General features: G+C 48.8%; 23 protein-coding genes. 5 read left to right on the top strand and 18 right to left on the bottom strand.

Annotated features, from left to right (window positions below; translation table 11 throughout):
* Positions 1 to 21: 21 nt before the first annotated feature.
* Positions 22 to 360, top strand: a complete 339-nt coding sequence (locus ACKU41_RS18105) for a P-II family nitrogen regulator (protein ID WP_319778890.1) — start codon at positions 22 to 24, stop codon at positions 358 to 360.
* Between the two features lie 124 nt (positions 361 to 484).
* Here the strand turns inward: ACKU41_RS18105 and ACKU41_RS18100 are convergent, their stop codons facing one another.
* The 9 genes from ACKU41_RS18100 to ACKU41_RS18060 all read right to left on the bottom strand — a co-directional run bounded on the left by ACKU41_RS18100 (position 485) and on the right by ACKU41_RS18060 (position 9,451).
* Positions 485 to 1,618, bottom strand: coding sequence for a GGDEF domain-containing protein (locus ACKU41_RS18100; protein ID WP_321402804.1), 1,134 nt, complete (start codon positions 1,616 to 1,618; stop codon positions 485 to 487).
* Positions 1,619 to 1,879: 261 nt separating this feature from the next.
* Positions 1,880 to 2,440 carry a single-stranded DNA-binding protein gene (locus ACKU41_RS18095; RefSeq protein WP_319778887.1) on the bottom strand — a complete coding sequence of 187 codons (561 nt, stop codon included), beginning with the start codon at positions 2,438 to 2,440 and terminating at the stop codon, positions 1,880 to 1,882.
* A 12-nt stretch (positions 2,441 to 2,452) separates the two neighbouring features.
* Positions 2,453 to 2,806, bottom strand: coding sequence for a hypothetical protein (locus tag ACKU41_RS18090; RefSeq protein ID WP_321402801.1), 354 nt, complete (start codon positions 2,804 to 2,806; stop codon positions 2,453 to 2,455).
* Positions 2,807 to 2,879: 73 nt separating this feature from the next.
* Positions 2,880 to 3,530: a biotin attachment protein gene (locus ACKU41_RS18085; RefSeq protein WP_319778884.1), complete on the bottom strand. Its 651-nt coding sequence runs from the start codon at positions 3,528 to 3,530 to the stop codon at positions 2,880 to 2,882.
* A gap of 201 nt (positions 3,531 to 3,731) precedes the next feature.
* A complete protein-coding gene (locus ACKU41_RS18080) occupies positions 3,732 to 5,981 on the bottom strand; it encodes a carboxyl transferase domain-containing protein (protein ID WP_321402800.1) in 2,250 nt (749 codons plus the stop codon).
* Between the two features lies 1 nt (position 5,982).
* A complete protein-coding gene (locus tag ACKU41_RS18075; protein WP_321402798.1) occupies positions 5,983 to 7,401 on the bottom strand; it encodes a biotin carboxylase N-terminal domain-containing protein in 1,419 nt (472 codons plus the stop codon).
* Between the two features lie 20 nt (positions 7,402 to 7,421).
* Positions 7,422 to 7,787, bottom strand: a complete 366-nt coding sequence (locus tag ACKU41_RS18070; RefSeq protein WP_319778880.1) for a PilZ domain-containing protein — start codon at positions 7,785 to 7,787, stop codon at positions 7,422 to 7,424.
* A 158-nt stretch (positions 7,788 to 7,945) separates the two neighbouring features.
* Positions 7,946 to 8,695, bottom strand: a complete 750-nt coding sequence (locus ACKU41_RS18065; protein WP_321402796.1) for a flagellar motor protein MotB — start codon at positions 8,693 to 8,695, stop codon at positions 7,946 to 7,948.
* A 3-nt stretch (positions 8,696 to 8,698) separates the two neighbouring features.
* Positions 8,699 to 9,451, bottom strand: coding sequence for a MotA/TolQ/ExbB proton channel family protein (locus tag ACKU41_RS18060; RefSeq protein WP_319778878.1), 753 nt, complete (start codon positions 9,449 to 9,451; stop codon positions 8,699 to 8,701).
* A gap of 109 nt (positions 9,452 to 9,560) precedes the next feature.
* On the opposite strand from ACKU41_RS18060, the gene ACKU41_RS18055 reads away from it, so the two are divergent.
* A complete protein-coding gene (locus tag ACKU41_RS18055; protein WP_321402793.1) occupies positions 9,561 to 10,388 on the top strand; it encodes a purine-nucleoside phosphorylase in 828 nt (275 codons plus the stop codon).
* Between the two features lie 183 nt (positions 10,389 to 10,571).
* Entirely contained in the window at positions 10,572 to 11,240 is a 669-nt protein-coding gene (locus ACKU41_RS18050; RefSeq protein WP_321402791.1) for a hypothetical protein, read from the top strand.
* Positions 11,241 to 11,388: 148 nt separating this feature from the next.
* On the opposite strand, the gene ACKU41_RS18045 is transcribed toward ACKU41_RS18050, so the two are convergent.
* The gene (locus tag ACKU41_RS18045; RefSeq protein WP_321402789.1) at positions 11,389 to 12,198 is read right to left on the bottom strand and encodes a 4Fe-4S binding protein; all 810 of its coding nucleotides are present in this window, start codon (positions 12,196 to 12,198) and stop codon (positions 11,389 to 11,391) included.
* Between the two features lie 328 nt (positions 12,199 to 12,526).
* Positions 12,527 to 14,128 (bottom strand): hydroxylamine reductase, encoded by a 1,602-nt coding sequence (gene hcp / locus ACKU41_RS18040; RefSeq protein ID WP_321402788.1) that lies wholly within the window; start codon positions 14,126 to 14,128, stop codon positions 12,527 to 12,529.
* A gap of 290 nt (positions 14,129 to 14,418) precedes the next feature.
* On the opposite strand from hcp, the gene ACKU41_RS18035 reads away from it, so the two are divergent.
* Positions 14,419 to 15,312: a hypothetical protein gene (locus ACKU41_RS18035; RefSeq protein ID WP_321402786.1), complete on the top strand. Its 894-nt coding sequence runs from the start codon at positions 14,419 to 14,421 to the stop codon at positions 15,310 to 15,312.
* Positions 15,313 to 15,323: 11 nt separating this feature from the next.
* On the opposite strand, the gene ACKU41_RS18030 is transcribed toward ACKU41_RS18035, so the two are convergent.
* The 3 genes from ACKU41_RS18030 to ACKU41_RS18020 all read right to left on the bottom strand — a co-directional run bounded on the left by ACKU41_RS18030 (position 15,324) and on the right by ACKU41_RS18020 (position 17,587).
* The gene (locus tag ACKU41_RS18030) at positions 15,324 to 15,515 is read right to left on the bottom strand and encodes a ferredoxin (RefSeq protein WP_319778871.1); all 192 of its coding nucleotides are present in this window, start codon (positions 15,513 to 15,515) and stop codon (positions 15,324 to 15,326) included.
* 146 nt (positions 15,516 to 15,661) lie between these two features.
* Positions 15,662 to 16,960 carry a 4Fe-4S binding protein gene (locus tag ACKU41_RS18025; RefSeq protein WP_321402784.1) on the bottom strand — a complete coding sequence of 433 codons (1,299 nt, stop codon included), beginning with the start codon at positions 16,958 to 16,960 and terminating at the stop codon, positions 15,662 to 15,664.
* Positions 16,961 to 16,963: 3 nt separating this feature from the next.
* The gene (locus ACKU41_RS18020; protein WP_321402783.1) at positions 16,964 to 17,587 is read right to left on the bottom strand and encodes a 4Fe-4S binding protein; all 624 of its coding nucleotides are present in this window, start codon (positions 17,585 to 17,587) and stop codon (positions 16,964 to 16,966) included.
* 110 nt (positions 17,588 to 17,697) lie between these two features.
* Here ACKU41_RS18020 and ACKU41_RS18015 point away from each other — a divergent pair, with 110 nt between their 5' ends.
* Entirely contained in the window at positions 17,698 to 18,378 is a 681-nt protein-coding gene (locus tag ACKU41_RS18015; RefSeq protein ID WP_321402782.1) for a Crp/Fnr family transcriptional regulator, read from the top strand.
* Here ACKU41_RS18015 and ACKU41_RS18010 read toward each other — a convergent pair.
* From ACKU41_RS18010 to ACKU41_RS17995, 4 genes are all read right to left on the bottom strand, one after another.
* Positions 18,375 to 19,379 (bottom strand): chemotaxis protein, encoded by a 1,005-nt coding sequence (locus tag ACKU41_RS18010; RefSeq protein WP_319778867.1) that lies wholly within the window; start codon positions 19,377 to 19,379, stop codon positions 18,375 to 18,377. The genes ACKU41_RS18015 and ACKU41_RS18010 overlap by 4 nt on opposite strands.
* A 126-nt stretch (positions 19,380 to 19,505) precedes the next feature.
* Positions 19,506 to 20,912 (bottom strand): tetratricopeptide repeat-containing glycosyltransferase family protein, encoded by a 1,407-nt coding sequence (locus ACKU41_RS18005; RefSeq protein ID WP_321402781.1) that lies wholly within the window; start codon positions 20,910 to 20,912, stop codon positions 19,506 to 19,508.
* Positions 20,909 to 22,201, bottom strand: a complete 1,293-nt coding sequence (locus ACKU41_RS18000; protein ID WP_319778864.1) for an HlyD family type I secretion periplasmic adaptor subunit — start codon at positions 22,199 to 22,201, stop codon at positions 20,909 to 20,911. The genes ACKU41_RS18005 and ACKU41_RS18000 overlap by 4 nt, the downstream gene beginning before the upstream one ends.
* On the bottom strand, positions 22,198 to 23,898 hold the full coding sequence (locus tag ACKU41_RS17995; protein ID WP_319778863.1) for an ATP-binding cassette domain-containing protein: 1,701 nt from the start codon (positions 23,896 to 23,898) through the stop codon (positions 22,198 to 22,200). Before ACKU41_RS17995 ends, ACKU41_RS18000 begins: the two co-directional genes overlap by 4 nt.
* Positions 23,899 to 23,962: the final 64 nt, after the last annotated feature.

Raw genomic sequence — 23,962 nt, 5'->3', positions numbered from 1 at the left:
CACAAAAAAACGGAGCAAGCAATGAAAAAAGTTGAAATCATTATCAGACCTTTCAAGTTGGAAGAAATAAAAGAATGCCTGAGCAAGATAGGCATCAAAGGTATGACTGTCTCCGATGTGAAAGGATTTGGACGCCAGGGAGGGCATAAGGAAATATACCGCGGAGCCGAATATCAGGTGGACTTTCTGCCCAAAATCAAAATTGAAGTCGTGATTGATGAAGACATTGTACACGAGGTACTGGAAGCTGTAACTGAAACCGCCCGCACCGGTCAGGTCGGTGACGGCAAAATTTTCATATCACCGGTGGAAGAGGTGGTCAGGATCAGAACAGGGGAATCAGGAGTGGATGCCCTGTAAACCGCACTGCAAAACCACAGAAAAATTCAAACTGAAAACTCCCCGATACCTCAACGATCTCGGGGAGTTTTCTTTTATAAAAGCAACTATCTTATAGACGCAAATTCTTCCACAACAATTACTGTCATTCAGCAAGTCTAACCTGATTTCGCCCAGACTGTTTGGCCATATACATGGCTTTATCCGCTTTCCTGACAACCTCCTCACTTGGAATAAGACCATCACTTGCAGCGCACCCGATACTAACAGTCAATGAAAGGTGCGCTCCTGACGAAGGGATAAAAACCGGGGTCAACTCAACCGATCTCCTGATTCTTTCTGCAAGAACAGCTGCATGATTAAGGTTGGTATCGTATAACAATATCAAAAACTCTTCACCGCCATATCTCCCAAAGAGATCATCGGTGCGTAAAACATTTTGCGTTCCTTCAACAAAAGATCTAAGCACAGAATCTCCCGCATCGTGTCCGTGCATATCATTTATTGACTTAAAATTATCAATATCCAAAAGTAAAACCGAAAAAGCAATCTTATCCTCATTCAATATATGCAAAGCATCATCCAAAGCCCGCCTGTTATATGCTCCGGTGAGGGCATCCTTTGTCATGAATTCAAGCATTTTTCTTCTGCTTTTTGCAAGCCAGATACTTCCAAAAATACCTGAAATCAATCCCAGCAGAATTGCTCCCAACGTAGCAATAATTGTTTTAGTTTTAAGAGCATGAATCGTATGGTATGCAGAACGTACCGCACTCTCCCTGTATGTGGCAAAACTATCCAAGTCACCTGCAAGCGTCTCTACACTTAGATCAAACTTCTCCATCAAATCTGCCGCGCTCTTGAAAACCACCCCTGAATCTTTTACCTGAAAAAGTTGATCCCCCAGAAGGATACACTTATCCCACTCCTCCCTGAGTAGAAGTAACTTTCTTTTTTCAGCAGCATATGCAGGATTATTAATCAGCATTATGAAATAATGGTCCACCTCGTCTTTAGACTGCTCCCAAATTTTCTTTTCTTCCATATTTCCATGAAGTAAAAAATCATTGGGTGCCATCATGGAAACGATTAAAGCCATCTGCAGACCCCTTATCGGACGAATTTCTTCATATACCGTATCTGCAATAAATTCCATTTTTGCAAAAATAGGATGGAAAAAGAAAAAAATTGTGATTAAGACCAGTGACAAAACAGGCAAAAGCGTCATGGAAACAACCATTAGATATCTTGACTGACGTCCTGTATTATAATTTTTCATAATCACCCGGCATATATTTGCTTCACACCACAGGCAGCAGCCTTTCGTGGCTCTTATAACTTTTTCTGAATTCTGCAGAACCACCTACAGTTTTTACATAATACCACGTAATTAAGCATTGTGTCATTGATATTTTCTACGGAGCATTCCCCTGCCCGGACCCGGACCGCATAAAAAAAGGGAGCGGTTGAAAACCACTCCCTGAAATCTGATACTCCAGCCCAATCCAAGCTGGAGAAACTGTCATTTTAACTATGGGCTTTAGAACGGCACTTCATCCATTCCGCTTGCTTCGGAAGGGAACGCGGGACCGAGGTCTTCATCATCCGGAAAACCGCCACCCTGCTGTTGCGGCTGATTATTGTACTGCTGCTGAGGCTGACCCTGATAGCCGCCACCCTGCTGCTGGTTATTGTACTGCCCGCCGCCTTGAGGTTGCTGCTGGTATCCGCCCTGCTGCTGGCCCTGATAGCCGCCTGCATTCTGGCGGCCTTCCAGACCCTGAATGTTATTGGCGACAATCTCAGTGGTGTAGCGGTCCTGACCGTTCTGGTCCTGCCACTTACGGGTCTGCAATTTACCCTCGACCAGGACAAGGCTGCCTTTGGAAAGATACTTGCCCACAAATTCGGCAGTGTGTCTCCAAGCGGTAACACGATGCCATTCGGTCTTATCAACCCGCTGCCCTGTATTACGGTCCTTGTAGCCTTCATCGGTGGCTACAGAAAGGTTGGCAAAGGCCTGACCGGATGTTGTGTATGAAAGTTTCGGGTCCTGCCCGATACGTCCTACCAAAATTACTTTATTCATGCTTCCAGCCATCTAGGCCCCCATTTATCTGAATTTTCTTTTAGATGCTATTTTTTCCGCAATGCTCAGCTCGTCTTCAAGATCATAGCTGATGGTATTGGCTTCCGAAGCCTTCCAGTCGCCAAGGGCTCTTTCCATGCGCAATTTCAATTCAAATGCCTTGCGGATGGAATCAGCCATGGCTTCGGCCTTTTCATCCGGTATCATGCCCAGCTCCAGCCTGTCCTTAAGGTCCTCAACAAGCTCGACGACGCCGTGCGCACGGCCTTCCACATGAGGTTTACCCCATGCGGTATCAACCAGATAAGGCCATTTTTTTTCAACTTCAGCCTCATCATATGTGCGGGCCATAACCCTGATCTGAAGCACATTTCCCATGTGAAAAATCCTTTATTAATACGGAAAAAAAGAGTCCGTCAATGGCTACATTGCATAAGTCAAAAGGTCCTTATTAATCAACCTCTTCCCATTCACTCTGCACGCGGTTCACAACTTCCTGAATCTGCTTGAGCTGGTCGGCTGGGCAGATTCCGATCAGCGGCTGGGCTGCATCCACATTATCACCGTTATTAAAATAAACGGAATAGATAAGCCCTTCGGGACCGCTGTAGTTGAGCGGAGTTTCCCTTTTCATGCGTGATACAATGAACAAATCCATACCTTCTGTAACTTTAACTGTGCGCTCACCTGAACCTTTGATCTTGGTATCTACTTCAGGGGTAAAGTAGTATTTTGCCTTTTCCGGAGCGTTGAACAGGAAAAGCGCTTTCTTAAGAATGAGCTGAATAACCTCTTCCTTGGAAAGAAAATGGCGGATTTTTATCAGTACTTCACCGGCTTCAACAAAACGGTCCTCCAGATCTTCACGGATAGAAACTATCTCGCCTTTCTCAGGAGCAGTAATATACTTGGTATTGCGCTCACGGGTCAGTTTAGCCAGCACGGTTCCGGGCTTTTCCTTCCACTCACCGGTGGGTCCTTTTACTTTATCACCTACTTTAAGGCCGGTAAACTCCACAGTTCCGGTATGGGGAACGGAGATTTCGATTTCTTCGTAAGGGGAAGCCTTGATCTCTTCAAGCAGTTCCTTGATATTAAGCATTATATTAACCTCTGGATTATTTTAACTTATATTTCGCCATCATGGGCAAAGGCAATTTTCTTACATTAGAAAACCGGAAGCCTCAAACCAAGCATCCGGTGCGGGCAATTTGCAGATATTATCAGGCAAAGTCAACCTGACGAATCACTCCCTAACATAGAAAGTACATTAAGATAAGCACCTACACACACGAAGGTATACTTACCTATAATACAGATTCCGGCCCCCCATGGTCATTAGAGCCTGCCCGATATTGCGGCCCATCTCCCGACGGTCCCATATGCCTTGAATATGCCCTCTGGCCAGGGCATTCCACGCATTGTGATAGTCCGGTGGAACAGGAACGCCTGTAGTCTCGGTGATTACTCGTGGCCCGGCAAACCCGATCCGCGAAGAGCGCACGCCGAACTGATAGGGGGAACAACCAAGAAAGCTGGCCACGGAGCCGCCATAGGAGTTGGTATCATAAATAACCAGATACAGTCCCCCGGCATCTACGTAGCGCCGCAGGGCCATAGTGCACCGGGGCATCTGAAGTACCCCGTTTGTCCCTTCCTGAATACGTATACCGGCTGTTCCATGAGCGTAGAAAATCAACGGCAACTGCTTGCGCTGCGCCCTTTCCGCAGCCCGGATGATCTTTTCACCCTCGGCAGCTCCCACGGAACCGCCCCTGAACGGAGCCGCAAGGCAGATGATCACGGAATTAATGCCGTCCATGCGGGTCTCAAAAGTAATGCATGATGAACGCAACCCGGTCTTCTTGCGGGCTTCATCCAGCTTGAGATCAAAGCCTTCATAATTGAGCGGATTGGCGGATTCTATACCGGAGTTGAATTCAAACCCTTCGGCATAGTTGAAAACATTGTACAGATACCATTGATATTCCATGGGGAAATGATGTCCGCAATTACTGCACACTCCGGCAAAATCGCCGAAAAGATCAGGAGCCCAAAGGTCTAAACACCCCTCGAAAGAGGAATTTGGACAGGTGAATGTACGGTCTTCTTTGCACTTGGGACTGCTGTACTTCCAGCGCCCTTCCTCAAAACAGGGAGACTGGTCCGAGGTGGACAGGCAAAGCAGTTTATCGCGCACATCATCAGAAATTTTAACCGATGAACCATTTTCCGACTTTGCCTTGAGCATCTTGGAAGTGCGTTCCTTGACCAGATGGGCCTCGGCCTGAATCTCTTCCATGCCCAGCTTGGCCGCACGCACGGAGCGTCCCACTAAATTGTAGACAAAGAGCGACTTGGTGGCCCAGGCCATACCCTGCACTGCTGCTCCAATCCGGAGGAACATGGAGCGCTGATCCATGTAGGCGGAAGTGGAAAGATGACGAAACTTCTCATACCGTTTCTCAACCAGCCGCGCCCTTGCACGTTGACTTAAGGCCCAGCGCATGAAAACATCCTCGCCCTCTTCCGGACCTTTCTGCTTAAGGGCCATGGCCCGGAAAAGCTTAAGACCCTTCACGGAAACGCAGACTTCGTTGGTGGCCCGGATAACTTCGGAACGCAGGTTGCGAAAAAAATCATAGCTGGCCGGCTTGGCCCCGAGATGCGGCTCCTGAAGAATCCGGTCAATGTAGCCCATGCGAAGGTTATCTTCAGCAGTGATGCAGAGTTTACGCGCGCAATTTGCTATCAGGGAATCATCAACCCGTTTACCGTCACGCAGATTGGCTTCAATAGCAGCCGCCCCCTCCGGGGAAATAACCGAGTAGTAACCGTGGGAAAGCATTAGCCTGCGGTCGGCAAATCCGATGGCCTCGGCTCCTCCGGAACCGCCCTCAGAAATAATGGAAATAATAGGCACATCAATTCTGCCCATCTCATAAATATTCTTGGCTATCTGCTGGGCAGCGCCGGGATAATCTTCAACCGGATACGAACCGGGAGTGAATATGTAGGTATGGATGGGAATTCCTTCGGCCTGCGCTACCTTCATGTAGTGCAGGGCCTTGGCGTTACCCCACGGCTTGACTGAGCCGCCGTTGCGAAACTCCTGCCCATGCCCTTTTTCCTGCCCGATGACCATTACCGGCTGGTGGACCACCTTCTGCCCCACCCTTCTGGTGATATAGGCCTGGGCAATGAGCATGGAAGGGTCGATGCTGAATTCACCCAGTCCGCCCAACTCGGTATAGTTATCGTATACATTTTCCAGAATATCGGTCAGGCAGATACGCTGCGGATGTCGCACAATGCGCACCCGGTCCATGGGAGTAAGTTCTTTTTCAAGTTTGGACTCAAGGAAGGAAAACAGGTCTTCAAGACGGGCAAGCCGGCTCAGGGAATCATTGTCGGAAATGGCTCCTCTCAAACCGCTGAATTCGGCCAGCTCGGAGCTGAGCATATTGATATTGGCATTCTCCAGATTACCGAAAATATCTTTGATGTATTTAAGCCGCTCCGCAAGAGCATCTATGCGCTTATCAATATTCATACTAAAATTCCAGCAACCCGGAAGTCTTATCAGTCAAATAGGAAATATTGGACTCAAGTTTTCTGCCCAACCGGTCATGGCCCTGCAGAGTCAGCCCGTTCAGGAAATCAATTCCCCGCTTTTGGGCCTGTTCCAGATTTTTCCCGCACACAATTGCCAAAGCAAGGTTAGGGTCGAATTCAGTGGGAATCTCATAGGCCCGGTCAGTGGGAACCTGTGTATAGACTTCCAGCCAATCCTGTTCCTGCCAGCAGAATTCTTCAATCCTGCCTACCCACGGAGCAAAATCGTTATCGGGATTCTCGGCAATAATGCGGTACTCAATAGCGACACCAGAGAGCTCTACATCCACCTGACTGTAGTTGATATATTCGCCGAGCCCCAGCCGGACCTGCTCACGCACGATATCTACGCCATGTTCCCCTTTGATGGCCGAGATGGCGGAAGAGACCCCGTTTTCAACCTGAATACGGGTGTTGACCTCCATAAGAAAAGGTTCTCCGCGCGGAGTGACAATCCATTCCCATGTGCCCACATTATCATAGTTAACAGCCCGGGCCATGGACAGGGAATGCTCGGTTATGCTCTCCAGCACCCCGGCAGCATCAAAAATATAGTGGATTTCATTCGGCGCAAAACCGGGTGCAACCTCAATCCGCTTCTGATTGCCGCTGCTCTGCACTGAACAATTGCGGGTCCCGAAATGGACGTGTTTTTCACCACTCTTTTCGCAGACAACCTGAACTTCAAGATGGTTGAAGCCATAAATACGCTGTTCAATGAGTACACCTTCATCATTGAACTGGCGCTTGGCGTAATTGCGGATACGCCGATATACGGAACGAAATTCGTCAGGATCGTTGACTTCTTCAATGCCCATTCCCCCGCCCCCGGCAGAAGCCTTGACCATAATGGCCGGGGCTTGAAATCCTTGTTCCCTTTGAAAGGCAAAAAGGCTGTCGGCAAGTTCGACTGCCTCAAGTTCATCGTAAATGGGGCGGTCAGATCCCGGAACAGTTGGTACTCCAAGACTGCGCGCAAGACGTTTTGTGTTTATCTTGTCACCCAGTTCCTGAATCACCCGCCACGACGGCCCGATAAAAATCAACGGTTTTTCCCGCTTGACCACCCGGCGTGCAAACCTGAAATCTTCAGCAAAAAAACCGTAACCCGGATGGATGGCAGTAGCCCCGCTCCGGTCCGCAACGCTGAAAATCTCATTGGCATCCCGATAGGAACTGATCCTGAAAAGACTGCCCTCGCCACCGTTTTCCAGCGCAAAACGGACATGTCCGCTTTCTCTGTCCGCCTCAGTATAGACGCAGACAAAACTCTGGTTAAGCTCCAGACAGGCTCGGGCTATCCTGATGGCAATCTCGCCGCGGTTGGCGATAAGGACTTTATGCTCACCTTTGTACACAGTTCAACACCGGCCCGGAATCAGGATACGCCCTTTTTCTTGCGCAGTTGGATCATCCTTTTCTGAACTTCAAGAACCAGCTTATCGAGCCGGGCTTCCTGATATTTATCCAGATCAACGTAGATGCACCCCATCAACCCTTTACCGATGTCGCGTACAATCTTGATTTCCAATCCGGTCAGTAGTTCCTTCTTACCAAGGACAAAATCCACCTTGAACTGTTGATCAACTTTAAAGGTATCCTTTCCGGAAGAAAACGCCAGACCGTTTACACTGAAATCCTTGACGCTGTACGGGGAGGGATACCCCTCAATCTTAAGGGCAAGCCCCGGAAGACTTGTTCTGAAAGCCCCTCTGGCCGAATTGCTATCGAATGAAATATCCATTCCTCTCTCCAATAATATTCAAATACTAGGCAGCGTTCTCGCCTGAACACGGCCCGTAACCCACTTCCTCACGATAGAATGTTTTTTGCGGGAGTGGAATTCTAATTTTCAAAATATTTATAACCCTGAAAACAAGGGCGTTACATCAAAGTCATTCATCAAGGCCCGGTCATTATTTTGTCCAGAACAAACTCCACCCGCCGGTTGCGTTGGCGGTTGCGCGGCGAATTGTTGGGAACAAGGGGATCCATCTCCCCGAGACCGGTAGCAGTCAACCGATTCGGTTTGATTCCCATTTTCATAAGATAACGCAAAACGTTTACCGCGCGTAAAGAAGATATTTCCCAGTTATCTTTCAACCTGCTTTTAGTGCCGGGCTGGGTGTCATCTGTATACCCTTTGATATTGATGTACTGGTCGGGATGCGTGATAAAAAAATTCTTCAAGGCTTTAACAGCAGCCTGCCCTTTTTTGCTCAACTGAACATTCCCTGCATCAAAAAGAACATCGGAAGGCAGCTTTATAATGATTTTACCGTCCTCAAACTTGGCACTCATGATACCTTCCACACCTTTGGTAGTCTGGAGGTATTTGACATCCTCAAAGACCTTGCGCTGGGCCTTGATGATCTGCCTGCGGGTGACAACCTGATTGAGAATGGCCCCGGCCTCTTCACGGGAAACCTTGCTCGTGGCGATTTTCTGCATTTTTCCGCTGATTGATTTACTGACAGACTGAAAAGTCATATCAAACTTTTTGGCATCAATTTCGGACATGGAATAAAGCAGGATAAAGAAGACCAGCAGCAGCATGGATAAATCCGCAAAGGTGGTTATCCACTCATTGGAATCATCCTCATCAGCATCATCTTCAGCCATCAGAGAACCGCTCAGAAGTTCATCATCCATGGGCTAATCTCCGCTCCTGTCCTTGGGAGCCTGAAATGAAGAAAGTTTTTCATAAACCAGACGGGGGTTGTTATTCTCAAGAATAGACTTGGCACCCTCAAAAATAATTTCAAGATGCAACTGCTCCTGCAGGGTTCTTGCTTTAAGCTTGGCCCCGATGGGGATAAAAAGCAGGGTTGCCAGCAGGGAGCCGTAAAAAGTGGTCAGGATAGCAACCGCCATGGCCGGACCGATGGCTGCGGGATCCTGAAGGTTGGACAGCATCTGGACCAGACCGATCAGGGTACCGAGCATTCCGAAAGCGGGAGCCAGCCCCGCAAGGCGTTTGTACACGTCCTGGGCGATTTTATGACGCCTCTTCATAGCTGAAATCTCAATCTGCAAAGTGGCGCGGATGAGTTCAGGATCAGCGTTATCTGCAATCAACTGGCAGGATTTACGCAGAACAACATTTTCGGTCTGAACATTTTCAAGGGCGATCAAACCCTCACGGCGGCTGATTTCAGCAACCTTGACCATGATATTGACAACTTCGTTGACCTTTACTTTCCTTGAAGCAAAGGCCTTGAAGCCCGCAAGCATGGCCTGCAGAACTTCCTCAAAAGGAAAAGCCACGCAGATTGAGGCCAGAGTTCCGCCAATAACAATCATCATGCCGGGAACATTGACAAATACATCAACCGCACCGCCGATAAATATTGCTCCGACAACAAGGGAAAGCCCGACCAGCATCCCGATCAAAGTGGAAAAATCCATAGAATCCCGTTCTCTTTTAAGTTACTAGTTAAGACGGAGACTGACAAATAAAGGTGCTATCACCAGCTCCATCCGTACATAAAACCCGAAACAACGAGTAAAATACCCTATGACCTCCCCGGAATCTATTTATACTATTAGCAGGCATATACTAGAAAAGATAGATAATTTTCAAGCCACAACCACCGGAATCATTCTCGGTTCCGGCCTTGGCGAAGCTATCACCCGTCTCGATTCGGCAATTAAAATCCCCTACGCCGAAATCCCCGGCATACCGCAATCCACAGTCAAGGGTCATTCAGGCTGTCTAATATACGGATTTATGGGAGAAAAACCAATACTTGTCTTCAGCGGGCGATTCCACCTCTACGAAGGCTACGATGCCGCAGAAGCATGCATTCCGGTCAGGGTGATGGGTGAACTGGGCATAAAACGGATTTTCATCACCAATGCCGCAGGAGCGCTCAATCCGCAATTTGACGCCGGCGACCTGATGCTGATCACCGACCAGATCAATTTCACCGGCCAATCTCCACTCACCGGCCCAAACAATGATACTTGGGGAGTCCGTTTCCCGGACATGAGCAAAGTCTACAACGAAGACCTGAGGGCCATCGCCACTGCCGCAGCCAAAGATAAAGGGATACGCCTTGAACGAGGCGTTTACGTGCAGGTAACCGGACCCAACCTCGAAACCCCGGCAGAAACACGCATGTTCAAACGTCTTGGAGCCGATGCCGTGGGCATGTCCACCGCCATTGAAGCCATTGCCGCAGTTCACATGGGCATCAAGGTCATGGGCATAGCCTGCCTGACCAACAAGAACCTTCCGGACTGCATGGCTGAAACAACTCATGAAGCTGTGATTGAGCAGGCCGCAAAATCCTCAGCCGCCATGTCCGCACTGATTCAAGAAATTATTTCCCGGCTTGATTGATACTGATCGTACTCAACGTCATTTTTCCGGCTTTATCTGCCCGTTTATACGAAGCAATTGAAAATGCCACAGGGTCAAGAGTCTGTATAAGCGGCTCTTTTATTCCGTGGCATTCTCATTGCATCCGATTTAGCGTCAGCAACCTATTGCAATATTGCTCATATTTAAAAACAGGGAACTTTCATGAAAGGCAGAACAATCAGCTTGATAATGACCTTGGTCACACTTATGGCCCTTGGCGCCTGTTCAGGATATAAGGAACGGACCTTGGACTACCTAGGAAAACGCCCCACCACTGGACCTTTTTTTAAAGAAGACAACACCCCCATGGTGGAATTGAATTACAATGCTGCGGACAAAATTTCAGCCCAGCTTGAGGAACGGCTTCCTCTTGGATCACCCATCACCGTGGCCATGTTCCGGCTGCGGGGCAGCACCCTGCAGACCGACTTTGCCAAAGTGCTGACTGAGCAGGTTGCCTCGCGCATTGCCCAGAAAGGATTCGCCATAGTTGCTGACAGTTCCCGCTTTCCCATGGCTGCTGTTGATGAAGACCTTGCCCCGCCGGAACAATGCGTGCTCGCCGGAGCATATTCCGTGGGCAAGGAACAGATTTTCGTAACCGCTGCGGTTTCCACTGTTGCCGACGGTGAAATTCTCGGTTCCTGGGATTGGACTGTACCGCTCAATTCAAAAACCAGATCCCTGCTGCCCATCAAAGAATCCCCGATCATCAGCCCCATGGTCAATACATCCGGCCCGCTTGAAAAAGAAGAACCTACACAACAGCCTCGCTACGTGCCGAACCAGTCCAACAGCCAGCCCGGATTTGAGCAGGATATTATGAATTGATTTGATGTGCTTATCTCCCTGAACTTAAAAGTCAGTTTATTAATAGAAACGGGGCTTCTCCAAACAATTCGGAGAAGCCCCGTTTCAGCTTATATAGTCAAAGAAGGCAAATGAAATCCTTCTTTTATGAATCCGTTACTTACAAATCCTAAAGCGGCACCGGCTGATCAAGAGAGGTCCTAGCCTTAATTTCACCAGTACGCTTTACAATAACCTTTTCAGCCGGAATATCCGCCCCGGCCTCCTTCAATGCCGCAGCAACAATCCTGCTGAAGTTGGAACAGCACGGCACTTCCATTTCCAGCACGGTAATGGATTTGATACCGCTTACGCTGAAGATCTCAGCCAACCGCTGTGCATACAACTGCACATCATCAAACTTGGGGCAGCCCATGAGCACCTTCTTACCGGGCAGAAATCTTTCATGATAACCAGGAAGTGAAACCGCCACACAGTCAGCGGTCAGCAGCAGGTCCGCTCCCTTGAGGAAAGGAGCATCGGCAGGCACCAGACGGATCTGAATCGGCCAGTGGGTCAGCTGTGACGGGCCGGCCTCTGTATCAGTGGGAACATTGGCCTGCTGACATGGAGATGCGGCAGGAGCGAAAGCTTCAATCTTAGACCCCGCACAGCCGCAGCCGCCGGAGGCAGGTTTTGAGCTGCCAATATGAAGACTTTTAGGATCAGGCATGTGATCAGGAACCTCACGCCCCTGCTCTGTCAATAGCTCCTTGACAGCTTCAGGGTCAAAGTCGTCAGCTTCCACTTCAATTACCTTAAGAGCACCGGTGGGACATTCGCCAAGGCAAGCACCCAGACCGTCGCAATACTTCTCCGCAACAAGCCTGGCTTTGCCGTCAATAATCTGCAACGCGCCTTCTTCACAGCCCGGCACGCACTGGCCGCAACCGTCGCAGAGCTCTTCATCTATACTGATCATCTTACGTAATACTTTCATTTTTATATCCTCCAACGCCGTGCCTAGCAGGCCTCCGGCGGCTCTCCGAGGGCCAAAGAAACTTTTTGAAAAAAGTTTATCTGGACACTTCAAAAACTTTCAATAGTTTAGAGAGTTACTATATTTTTTTAGACGTGCCTTGGAGATTTCATCCCAAGACGGAAATTTGTATTAAATCAATCTACTGCGCTCAGCCGGGTAAAAATAAATTTGAGAGTTAATAAAATCTTCCGGGACACAAAGCGAAGCTTATTAAAAAGTTTGAACGGGTGGGGTCTGGGGAGGGAAAAATTTCCCAAATTTTTCCCTCCCCAGCCGCCGGAGGCAACTAACCGAGAATTGCCTTGAGATCTTCTTCTGGTGTGCTGATAGGCATAATGTTGAAATTTTCAACAAGGAAGTTCAGCACGTTGGGGGTTACGAATGCGGGCAGGGAGGGTCCGAGGCGAATGTCCTTGATGCCAAGATGCAGCAGGGTCAGCAGAATGGACACTGCCTTCTGCTCGTACCATGAAAGGATCAGGGACAGGGGCAGGTCATTGACGCCGCACTCAAACGCACCTGCAAGAGCAACCGCGATCTGGATTGCGGAGTAAGCATCATTGCACTGTCCGATATCCAGCAGACGGGGAATTCCCCCGATGTCGCCGAGCTTCTTGTCAAAGAAACGGAACTTACCGCAGGCGAGAGTCAAAATTACGGTATCTTCGGGAGCCTGCTCTACAAAATCAGTATAGTAGTTACGTCCGGGCTTAGCACCGTCACAACCGCCGACGAGGAAGAAATGCTTGATAGCACCGGCCTTCACTCCTTCGATTACCTTATCTGCCACACCGAGAACCGTGTTACGGGCAAAGCCGCAAAGCACTGAGCCATTATCAGTATCCGCCGCAAAACCGGGCAGTTCCTTGGCCTTTTCAATCACTGAGGAAAAATCACCATTTGCAACATGGGTAACTCCGGGCCAGCCAACAAGTCCGGTAGTAAAAATATTGCCCTTATAGCTTTCAACAGGCTTCTGGATACAGTTGGTGGTCATGAGAATGGCACCGGGAAACTCTGCAAATTCCTTGGCCTGATTCTGCCATGCTGTTCCGTAATGACCGTAGAAATGGTCAAACTTCTTCAGCTCGGGGTAACCGTGGCAGGGCAGCATTTCGCCATGGGTATAAATATTGATTCCGGTTCCTTCAGTCTGCTCGAGAAGCTGACGAAGATCCTTGAGATCGTGACCGGAAACAAGGATGGCTTTACCGGCCTTGGCTCCGAGAGGTACTTCTGTGGGTACGGGATGACCGTAAGTTCCGGTGTTTCCTGCATCAAGCAGTTCCATGGCCTTGAGGTTCATCTCGCCGCACTTCATGGCCCAGCCGACCAGCTCTTCAAGACCCAGCTGCTGCGGGACAACGGAAAGGGCTTCATGAATCTGGGCGTAAAGATCATCGTCTTCCAGACCGAGAATCGCGGCATGATCGGTATAAGCAGCTACACCCTTGAGGCCGTATACAAGAATCTGCTTCAGGGAACGCAGATCTTCATTTTCATCAAAAGAAGTTACAGGAAATGCTTCACCCTGCTTGCTCAGCTCTGCAGCAGAGTCTGCGACCTTTGTGAATTCACCACAGTCAGCGCTGACCTTACCGGCCAGTTCGTCACGGGCGGCAGCAACTTTCTTGATGACCGGAACAAATCTTTCATCGTCGAAGTTGACGTTGGTCAGGGTGGAAAATACTGCTTCGGCTGTGAGACGGTTAACTTCATTGGAAACCGCGACACCTTCTTTACGGGCTACAGAGGCTACAGTCCCAAGCTCAACAAGAAGCTGAACCAGAAGATCCTGAATGGCGGATACTTCAGTAGTTTTACCGCATACACCCTTTACGGTGCAGCCCTGTCCCTTAGCTGTCTGTTCACACTGGTTGCAAAACATTTCTTTTCTCCTTTAAGGTAAATTTAATTTTCCCACTTGTTGAGTTTAGAAATAAATAAAAACAACCTCAGTGTATTTGATTCAGGTCAAAAGCTTGTTTTTTTTTACCCATTAATTTTATAACACAAATTATACACAAAATTTAACAAACTGTTTCCTGTTTCTGGTAAATAACAAGTGTAAGATTTGAAATGGAATAAAACAGTCGCGGATATTATTCAGGCTCAGCCAGTCATATGGAGTAACAACAATTGAAACTGTGGCAAATAATCAAAAAAGCCGGTCAACTTATGACCTTAATATTAATTATCCTGTTGGCTGGAGATATTAAGTGTTTTCCTGCTTTCGCAGCAGAAATAACGACCTTTACCGCTCGAGCTCCGGAAAGTGACAGTGACCAGCGCAAGGATTATGAAAATGCCCTGCTTGAACTGGCTTTGGAGAAGACTAGAGAGAAATGGGGTGATTACCGACTGATCTATGCTCCCCGGATGAACTGGAAAAGAACATTTCACAGCATGGCCTCGGGTAAATTTGAAAATCCCATGTTCAACACTTCAGCCAATGATGAACTCTGCTCAAAATTTTCATATGTAAACTTCCCCACGGATTTGGGAATTGTCGGTTATAGGGTCTTTTTCACATCACCTGAAATCAACAAAAGAACAGCTGGAGTAAAAAGACTTGAGGACTTGGTGAAATTCAGCATCGGTCAAATGGTCGGCTGGGTGGACATTCCCATTCTCAGGCATGCCGGATTCAAGGTGGTGGAAGCTCCGGAATATGAATCTCTTTTTATGATGACCAGCCACAACCGTTTTGATCTTTTTTCGCGGGGAATTAACGAAATCAAAAAAGAAAAAACTGCACACCGGCATCTTAAAAACCTGATTGTTGAAGAACACCTTGCACTTTATTACCCCTTGCCAAGGTTCTTTTTCACAACAAAAGGTAATGTGAAGGCAGTTCAGCGAGTGACCGAAGGGTTAAGAGCCGCCTATGCAGACGGCTCTCTTCATGATCTATGGGAAAGGCATTATAAGGATAGCATCAATTTTGTACACTTCTCTAACCGGAAACTCTTCCGCATTGAGAACCCGTACATCCAAAACATCGAGAAAACATATGAAAAATACTTATATAAAATGCCTGAAATGAGAAAAGAAGCCCAGCGCACAGATTAGAATCTGAAAGACTATTCTTCCCAGGTAATACAGTTTACCGGACACATTTCCATTGCCGACTCAATACACTTCTCATCAGCACCGTCGGGATTCGTGACCTGAGCCAAATCTCCGGGTCCCATGGTAAATACATCAGGACATTCCTCAACACAGGCCTCACACCCTATACAAACGTCAACATCAACAGTTACAGTTCGCCCCATAATTTACCTCCATATATAATTAAGTTCAGGTATAAATTATCACAGCCACGAGCCGTTAGAAACATATTTTAATCAGGCTCGGCTTAGTATTAAGAATAATTCCTAATAATTAATTGTAAAGTATTAACCTTGAATTTAAAGAAAAATCACATACGGGCCACACCCAGAAACAGGACGTGTAAAGAAATTACCAACTCAAGAAAAAATTTACGGGCCGTTTGTGGAGACAGGAAAGGAAGCCGATATCCGATGCTTGCAGATGCACATTCTGGCAAACAATCCCCGCAAAGAGTGCAGGAAATCCCCGGACGTCCGGCTTCGATATCTCTAAGCTGAAGAGCTCCATAGCGACAGGCTTTGCTGCATTTCATACATTTACAGCAATCACTTGAAATTTTCATCCTCCATGGAGATAGACGGCCCAACAGATTGGATACTATTCCCATAGGACAAAAGGCTGTACAATGCACCATCAGCCCCATGCGCCGGGAAAACAGAAGCATTACGGCTATACCGATCAAACCGAACACAGCTGCAGCCCAGACCGCAACCACAAATGAAATCCCAACTATGCGCATAGCCCATGCACTGCCGACCACTAACACCAGCAACACCAGCCGCAGCCAAATCAACCGGGACTTGAATTTCCGGGAGGGACGGTTCCGGCTCACGCGGCTGCACTGGTCATCCCAAGCTCCGATATAACAAAGATGGCTGCACCATGCCGGACCGACCAGCAGTACTGAAACAGTAAACAATATCGGCATAAAAAAAACCGAACCGCGATACACCGGTCCAGCGGCAATGAGTGCAGGAATGGGCAGATGCAGCTTTCCGGTCATGAGGAATTGCTCCACTCCGCTAACGCCCAAAACAAGCTGCCCGAAAAAGACCAGCGAGAACAAGGCCCATATGCGGGGACGCATGACTTTTGCTCCCTCGGGACTGAACATCCGCCCCCCGAGCCATGAAGCATAAAAAGCCAGCAGGAATATCTCCGCCCTGCCCCAGCCGGGAAAAAAGCGGTCGGCAAGCAGAATGGGAAAAAATACTTTGCTGCGGGTAATTTCAAGCAATAATGCGCTGAGCAGGAAAATGGATGCTCTGAACCAGCCCTGCTCTTTGCCCCGGCAGAAGCGTTCCCGTCCGGCAGGCGAGAAACAATAGGCGGCGGAAAACACCGAAATGGCAAAAAGCGCCCCCATAATCACGGCAAGCCGAATCCAGTCTCCCCCAGTAAAAATACGTAAATTTATCAGCTCAGCCCCTTTCTCCAGCCAGAGCAAGGAAGCCAAACCGAGCAACGCTCCGCAAACATTTCCGGCCCAGCGTTCCCGGCTGAATGCCAGCCCGGCAGTTCCGATCATAAAAACAGCCAGTCCAACATCGCCACCACGCAAGGCATGGGCCGCAAGCAAGAGGTATGAGAGGAAAATAAGTATCAAATATTACTCCAGCAGGAGTTTATCGTGCCCGACCCGTTCCATAATCCAACCGAAACGTTTTCCATCCACGTAATTATCCATCCAGATTTTCATACATCTGGAGATCAGGTCCAGAACTTCATCGCTGGTATACACACCGGGCAATTCAATTCCTAACCGGGGATGCCTGCCCAATCTGCCGCCAACAAGAAACCGCCATCCGCTCCGGGAGCAGGAAATCACTTCCGTAGGACAGACATTGGTACACAGACCGCAGACAAGGCATTTCTCGCGAGTGATTAAAACCTTGCCGTCAATCATCGCCATGGCCTCATCCGGACACTGGCGAACACATTCTTCACAACCGATGCATGACTCATGATCAATAACCGGAACACAGGCCCGGATCAAACCGATGTCGGCAATATGCGGCCTTGAACAGCCGTTGGGACAAGCAGCTCCGCTGACTGAAACCATCTTATGCCGGTTTATATTGTCACCGAACCGCTGCTGCAGGAATTCAGGCCAACCGCTGTCATTGATTCTCTCTTCAATGCGTCCGGCAAAGCCTTCATCGATGAACAGGGCAAAGCGGCATCCCCCCTCACCCGTTCCACGACAGACATTAATTGTAGACATATTATCCATTGCATTTCCTTTCTTCATTTTATCGGTTAGTTGACTATAAGATATTCACTTGGCACAAGCCCTGACTTAAGTCATTTACCGGACACCATTAATTATAAAAGAATATTGTCATGAAAAAGACACATAATCTGGACAAAATCAGCCTTTTCGCAGGCCTAAGCGGAGAGCAACTAAATAAAATCGAAGAAATCATCGTTTCAAGGCAGTTAAAAAAAGGGGAACAGATTTTCTCAGCCGGAAGTGATGCTGCAGGATTTTATTCTGTTGAATCCGGAAAAGTAAAAATCTACCGTGAATCATTGGCCGGAAAGGAGCAGATCATCCACATCTTCGGAGCCGGGGAAATTTTCGGGGAAGTTCCTGTTTTCCAAGGAGCCTGCTATCCTGCCAGTGCAGTGACCCTTACCAAGTCCACCCTGCTCTATTTCCCGCGTGACCGCTTTGAAAAAGTTATCCGCGAGGACCCGGACCTTGCCATGTCCATGCTGGCCCTGCTTTCCGGCAGGTTGCGTCAGTTGGTGAATCAGGTGGCAGCCCTGAGCTTGAGCGAAGTTCCTGCCCGGCTGGCCAGCTACCTGCTCCTGCTCAAATCCACCCAGAATTCCAGCAGGCTGGAACTGGATCTGCCTAAAGGGCTTATCGCCTCATATCTGGGCACAATTCAAGAAACCCTTTCCCGCGTTTTCAAAAAAATGAGCGAGCAGGAACTAATCAAAGTAGAGGGTAAAACCATTGAAATAATTGACGAGGCGGCACTGGAACTTCTCGCCAGCGGGGAAGAACAACTTTAAGCACATCCCTTATAAAGCTCATTCAGATCCTCTCTGGCCTGCTTGACCAATGTTGCGATCTGCGGCTTGGAATACTGCCGGTTGGCCCCCACAGCATCACCTTTATGCAAGAGCTCCTCTGTGATCAGGGATGAAAAAAGATATACCGTGAGATCCCGCAGGTTCGGGTCTTCCTTGATGCGTTTGGTCAAGGCATGCCCATCCATTCCCGGCATCTCAATATCCGAGACAACCAGTTGGACAAACTCGGAAACATGCAGTCCGGTCTTGCTGACTTTTGCTGAAATTTCTTTAAGGGCTTTCCATATTTCAAGGCCGTTAGGATAGGCTTCAACCTCAAACCCGCCCCGCTCTAATGACATTTTAACCAGATTACGCATTGAACGGGAATCATCGGCACAAAGAGCCTGATATACGCAGTCTAAAGACTCTTCAACCTCTCCGAGAACGGCTTTGTCGCGGGCAGGATTAAGGTCTTCCATGGCCTGTTCAAGATCAAGCACCTGCAGGATACGGTCAGGATCAGTCAACTTAACTGTTCCGATAATAGTTCCTTCAGCATACTTGGCCATCTCCCCCTGTAAGGACTCGAGCTCCTGCCAACTGATCCTGTGGATTCGGTTAACCCCGGAAACAAGGAAAGCACTTACTACTTCATTGAATTCAGTAACCAGCACCATGCGCCGCTCTTTGGATACGGGCTCCATGTGCAACCAGCCGCTGAGGTCTATGAGCGGAATAACGGACCCCATAAATTCGAACATCCCCAGCACCAACGGACTCTGAGGATCAACACCGGAAATCCCGTTTGAAGAGCCTCCTTTATGCTTGCGACCGGAATAATTTTTAAGGTCAGCTTCCCTGACAATCTTTTTAACTTTCGCAACATTCAGACCAAAGGACCAGCGTTTATAAGTATCACCGCTGCCCTCATCAAGGTACAACTCCAGAAGCTCCACCTCGTTTGTGCCGGACTCAAGCAGAATTTTACTCCCTGTCATTACTGGACATCCCCTCAACTCGCTTTAACAGCGCAATATATTTTTTCAAAACTCATCTAAACAGTTACCGCACCAGAAGCTCTCAGTCCAGCCTTCTCTCAAAAAAGACATCTGACTGCCACAACGTTAACTTTCAATTCTAAATTTCAAGGAATTCAACATCTTCTTGAAGACCGGATCCCAATCTCCAGGCTTTTTCTGGCGGAAAAGAGTCATACTCGGATACCATGGAGAATCGTTGCGTTTAAGCATCCAGCGCCAGTCAGGATTGTAAGGAAGGGCAACCCAGACCGGGAGATTCAAAGCTCCGGCCAAATGAGCCACAGAAGTATCCACGGTGATGATCAGGTCAAGCTGCCCCATGACTTTGGCGGTATCGGCAAAATCATCACAGCCGTTACCGAGATCGCGAACCAGCATTCCGCACCCGGCCTCATCGCGCTGTGCCGATTCAGGTCCTTTTTGCAGGGAATACAAGGTCACACCGGGCAGCCAGGCGAAAGGTAAAAAATTTTCGATACTAACGGACCGGTTATGGTCATTCTTATGGGTCGGCTTTCCAGCCCAGGCAATGCCCACCTTGAGCTTGGTCCCCTGCGGCACATGAACCGGGAATCCGGCCTGTGCCGGTGGTATTATATATGGACACTCACAGGGAATGCTTTTCGTATCATGCTTCATGATACGCGGCAGACTGAGCAACGGAACCTGAAAATCAAAATCCGGCAATCGTTCCCTGTCGCGGACGATTTCCTCAACCCCGTCCAGCCCCTCCAACAGGGAAATCAGCTCCGTCTGGCATTCAAAAACAACCCTTCCCCCGGCTTTGGCTAAAAGGGGTATGTAGCGGCAAAAATGCAGGGTATCCCCAAATCCTTGTTCGGCATAAACAAAAATTCTTTTCCCGTTCAGGGAGGAACCATCCCACAGGGGCTGACGAAAATGACGGGCCTTGAGCTGCTCATGTTTCCAACGGTATTCATACAATTCAAAACCGTTGATAAAATCACCCTTGGACAGCAAGGCCAGAGACTTGTCCCAACTGACTCGGTCATCGTCCGGTTTGAATTTCAGGCAATAATTATAAAGGCGAATTGCTTCATCAAGCTTACCAAGATCTTGCAATACCAGACCAAGATTGTAGTAGGCATCAATAAATTTGCGGTCCAGTTCAATTGCCCGGCGATGACAGCCAACGGCTTCTTTCAGCTTTCCCAGCCTGCGCAGCACATTGCCGAGATTACTAAGCGCACCGGGATTGTCAGGTTTGACAGCGAGAGCCCGTCGGTAACAAGCTTCTGCCGCCTTGAATTTATCCTGAGCTCGCAGCGCCACCCCGAGATTGGTCAGCAGCACAGGATCTTCCGGTCGCAGCCCTAAGGCCAGAGAATAATTGGTTACCGCCTCGGCAAGATTACCTGAAGAATGCGCCCTGACAGCAGCAAGAAAAACTTCCTTCACCCGCGGAGGAACACTGCCAATCCAATCCGGCTGATTATTCTCCGAACGTGCAGGATTTTTTTTACTGCTCATCGTTCCCTCATAGCGTAGCTCAAGGACCCCATGAACGGCTCAAGAAGATATTCCATCACCGAACGGGTTCCGATATGGATTCCGGCAATCACGCGGATACCGGGAAAAAGCTTATAGTAATTTCCATCGTGCTCGAAGTAATCCTTATCCGTCTCAATGCGCACGCGGTAATAGGTCACCCCTCGGGACGTAGAATCCGCATCAGGACTGATATTAGACACCTTGCCGTCAATATTCCCAAAACGGGAAGAATCGCTGGAAGCCAGTTTAACCACCGCTTTCTGTCCATTCTTCACATAACCGATATCGCTGATTGGCAGTCTGGCCTCAATTACCAGCTTATCACCCGCCGGAACAACATCCATAATGGTCATGCCGGGACGCACGACTTCACCTATACTGACTACGTATAGGGTCTTGATGACCCCGTCCACAGGAGAGCGGATAATGGTCCGTTTCAAGTTGTCCTCAAACTTGCGCTGGCGTTGCGAAAGCTCGTCGAATTCCCTGCGGTTTTCCTGCAATTCCTCACGCACAGAGGCCAGATAAGAATTCTTGATCTCACCGATATCTGCCTTGGCCTGAGCCAGTGCGGAGCGGGCCTTGCCCAATTTTGCAGAATCCTCTTCAATAGAACTTTTGAGTTTGGATTCTTCCTTTAAAAAACCAAGATGCTTATAGCGGGAGGTCAACCCGTCCGCCAGAAGGCCGGCACTGATCTCAATCTGCTCCCGCAGCAGCTTCAGACTGTTATAGGAATTGCGCTGACGTGAAGTAATCTGTTTGATATCCTGTTCGCGCTGCTTGATCTTTTCCCGCTCTGAAATCAGATCACTCTCAAGACGGTCCTTGCGGCTCTGGAACAGTTTAAGGGAACGCTCAATTAGTGATGGAAATTTTTCATAAATATCTTTGGGATAATCCGGCTCTTCAAGTCCTTTATCTTCGGCATCCAACCGGGCAATGTTCACCCGCAGTGAAGTCACCCTGACATCCAGCTCCTCCACAGTGGAATCGCTTGCAGTGGCCTCAAGAACTATCAGCTCCTGCCCCTTGCTTACTTTCTCACCTTCGCGGACATTGATCTTCCTGATTATCCCGCCTTCAAGATGCTGCACGGGCTTAACCCTTGAACTTGGGATAACCTCTCCCTGAGCCTGACTGACTATATCCAGCTGAAAAAACCATGCCCAGCCGAAAAAACCAAGACACATGGCAATGCAAAGAAAAAGAAAAAAATGGCTGGCAGCATTCACTTCACCAAAAGTTTCATCCTTCATGGAGTTCATTGCACACCTCCGCTTTGTGAGGGGGCCGTTTCCCCGTCCGGGGCATTCGCCTTGGGAAAAATAACCTTAGGTCTCGGTTTCCGGCTCAGATCAATAATTATATCTGCCCGCTGCATTAGTCGCATATCCTGTGAAACAATAATCAGGGTCTTTTTGACTTTGGCCATACTCTGAATAATCATATCCATAGCCCGCAAGCCTTCAATATCAAACCCCTCGGCAGGCTCATCCAGCACAGCCACCGCGCCCTGAACAGAAAGCGCACGGGCGAGGGCCAGCCTTCGCCTGATCCCCACAGCCAGTTCTGCGCCTCCATTAACTATCTGCGCATCCAACCCCTGAGCACTGGTATCAAGATATTTCTTCAGTCCGGATATTTCCACCACGCGTTTCAGACGGTCCTCATCCATCCCCGGATTGTTCAAGCAGATATTCTCCCTGATGGTGGCATTAAGAAAAGTCGGCTCCTGCGGGAGATACATGATCTGCCTACGCCACCATGGGGCTGAAAGCTGGCGAATATCTACCCCCCCGGCCAGAATCTGCCCCCTTCCGGGATCAATAAGTCCCAGTAAAAGCCGCACGAGGGATGTTTTTCCGGCTCCGTTATGTCCGGTAATTATCACGATGTTCCCCGGTTCAATACGCACATCAAGCCCCTCAAAAAGGGGGCCGGTGGAACCGGGATAAGCAAAACCCAGATCCTTGAATTCAATGTCGCCCCTGTACCCTTTCAGTTCGGTTCCGGTTTCCGACTCAAGAGGCTGGCGTACAAACTCCTGCAAAGACTGCATCATCTGTCCGGCCTGAGAGATCATGACCCGTGACTTCATGAAGGAGGCGGAGACAGCAAGGGCCTTGCCCGAAAGAATGGAAGCACCGATCAGCCCCCCCGTACTCATTGATCCGGCGACCACCTCACGTGCGCCGACAGCATAAACCATCACCCGCAAAAACATGGAAATGCTTTGCAGAACAGCCTGGCCACGGGTGCCGCTCTGAACCATGTCCCGCTTGATCTGCTGCAGCTTGCCCATCTGGGTCTGGAATATTCCGGTCAGGAATCCATGCCCACCGAAAGCGCGCACTGTATCCGCACCGCTGATTGCGTTGGCAAGGTTACCGCGATGAACCACCGATTCGTTGCGCATGACATCCGTCATGCGTTTACCGCGCCTCATGTTCAACCAACCGGCAAGTATGGAACAAAAAATAGCCAAAACAGTGATCAGGGCCAGCGCAGGGCTGATGAAAAAAGTCGCGCCAACAAAGAGAAGGAAAAAAGGCATATCCAGCACGGAACAGATAACCGAAGCATCATATCCGGACTGCACCACCTGTATTCCGCCCATCAATTCATGGATGCGCGCTGCCGGAATTCGTCCCAGAGTCGTCATTTTCGCACGGGCAAGGCAACCGAGCACGGTTTCAGACAGGACTCTGTCCGGCCCTACATTCACAGCGGAAGCCAGCCGTACCCGTACAAGGGTAAATGCATGGTTCAATACTCCGGCGATGAACATCCCGGAGGTCAGGGTAATCAAAGTACCGTCAAAGCCGTAACCCACATAACGGTTCAGGACCTGAATGACAAAGATAGGTGAAGCCAGAGACAGAATATTGATAAAAAAAGAGGCGAGACAAATTTCAAAAGCCAGAAAAGGATGTAATGCCAATCTTCTCAGCAACTCTTTCATAGAACTGGTCCCCTGTACCGATACAAGATATTGGGAAAAAATCCCGGAAAAAGAAAATTCCATG

It is taken from the genome of Maridesulfovibrio sp., assembly GCF_963678865.1.
Lineage (GTDB): Bacteria > Desulfobacterota > Desulfovibrionia > Desulfovibrionales > Desulfovibrionaceae > Maridesulfovibrio.
The sequence above is the reverse complement of the archived record's forward strand: the minus strand, read 5'-3'. Positions and strand labels throughout refer to the sequence as shown.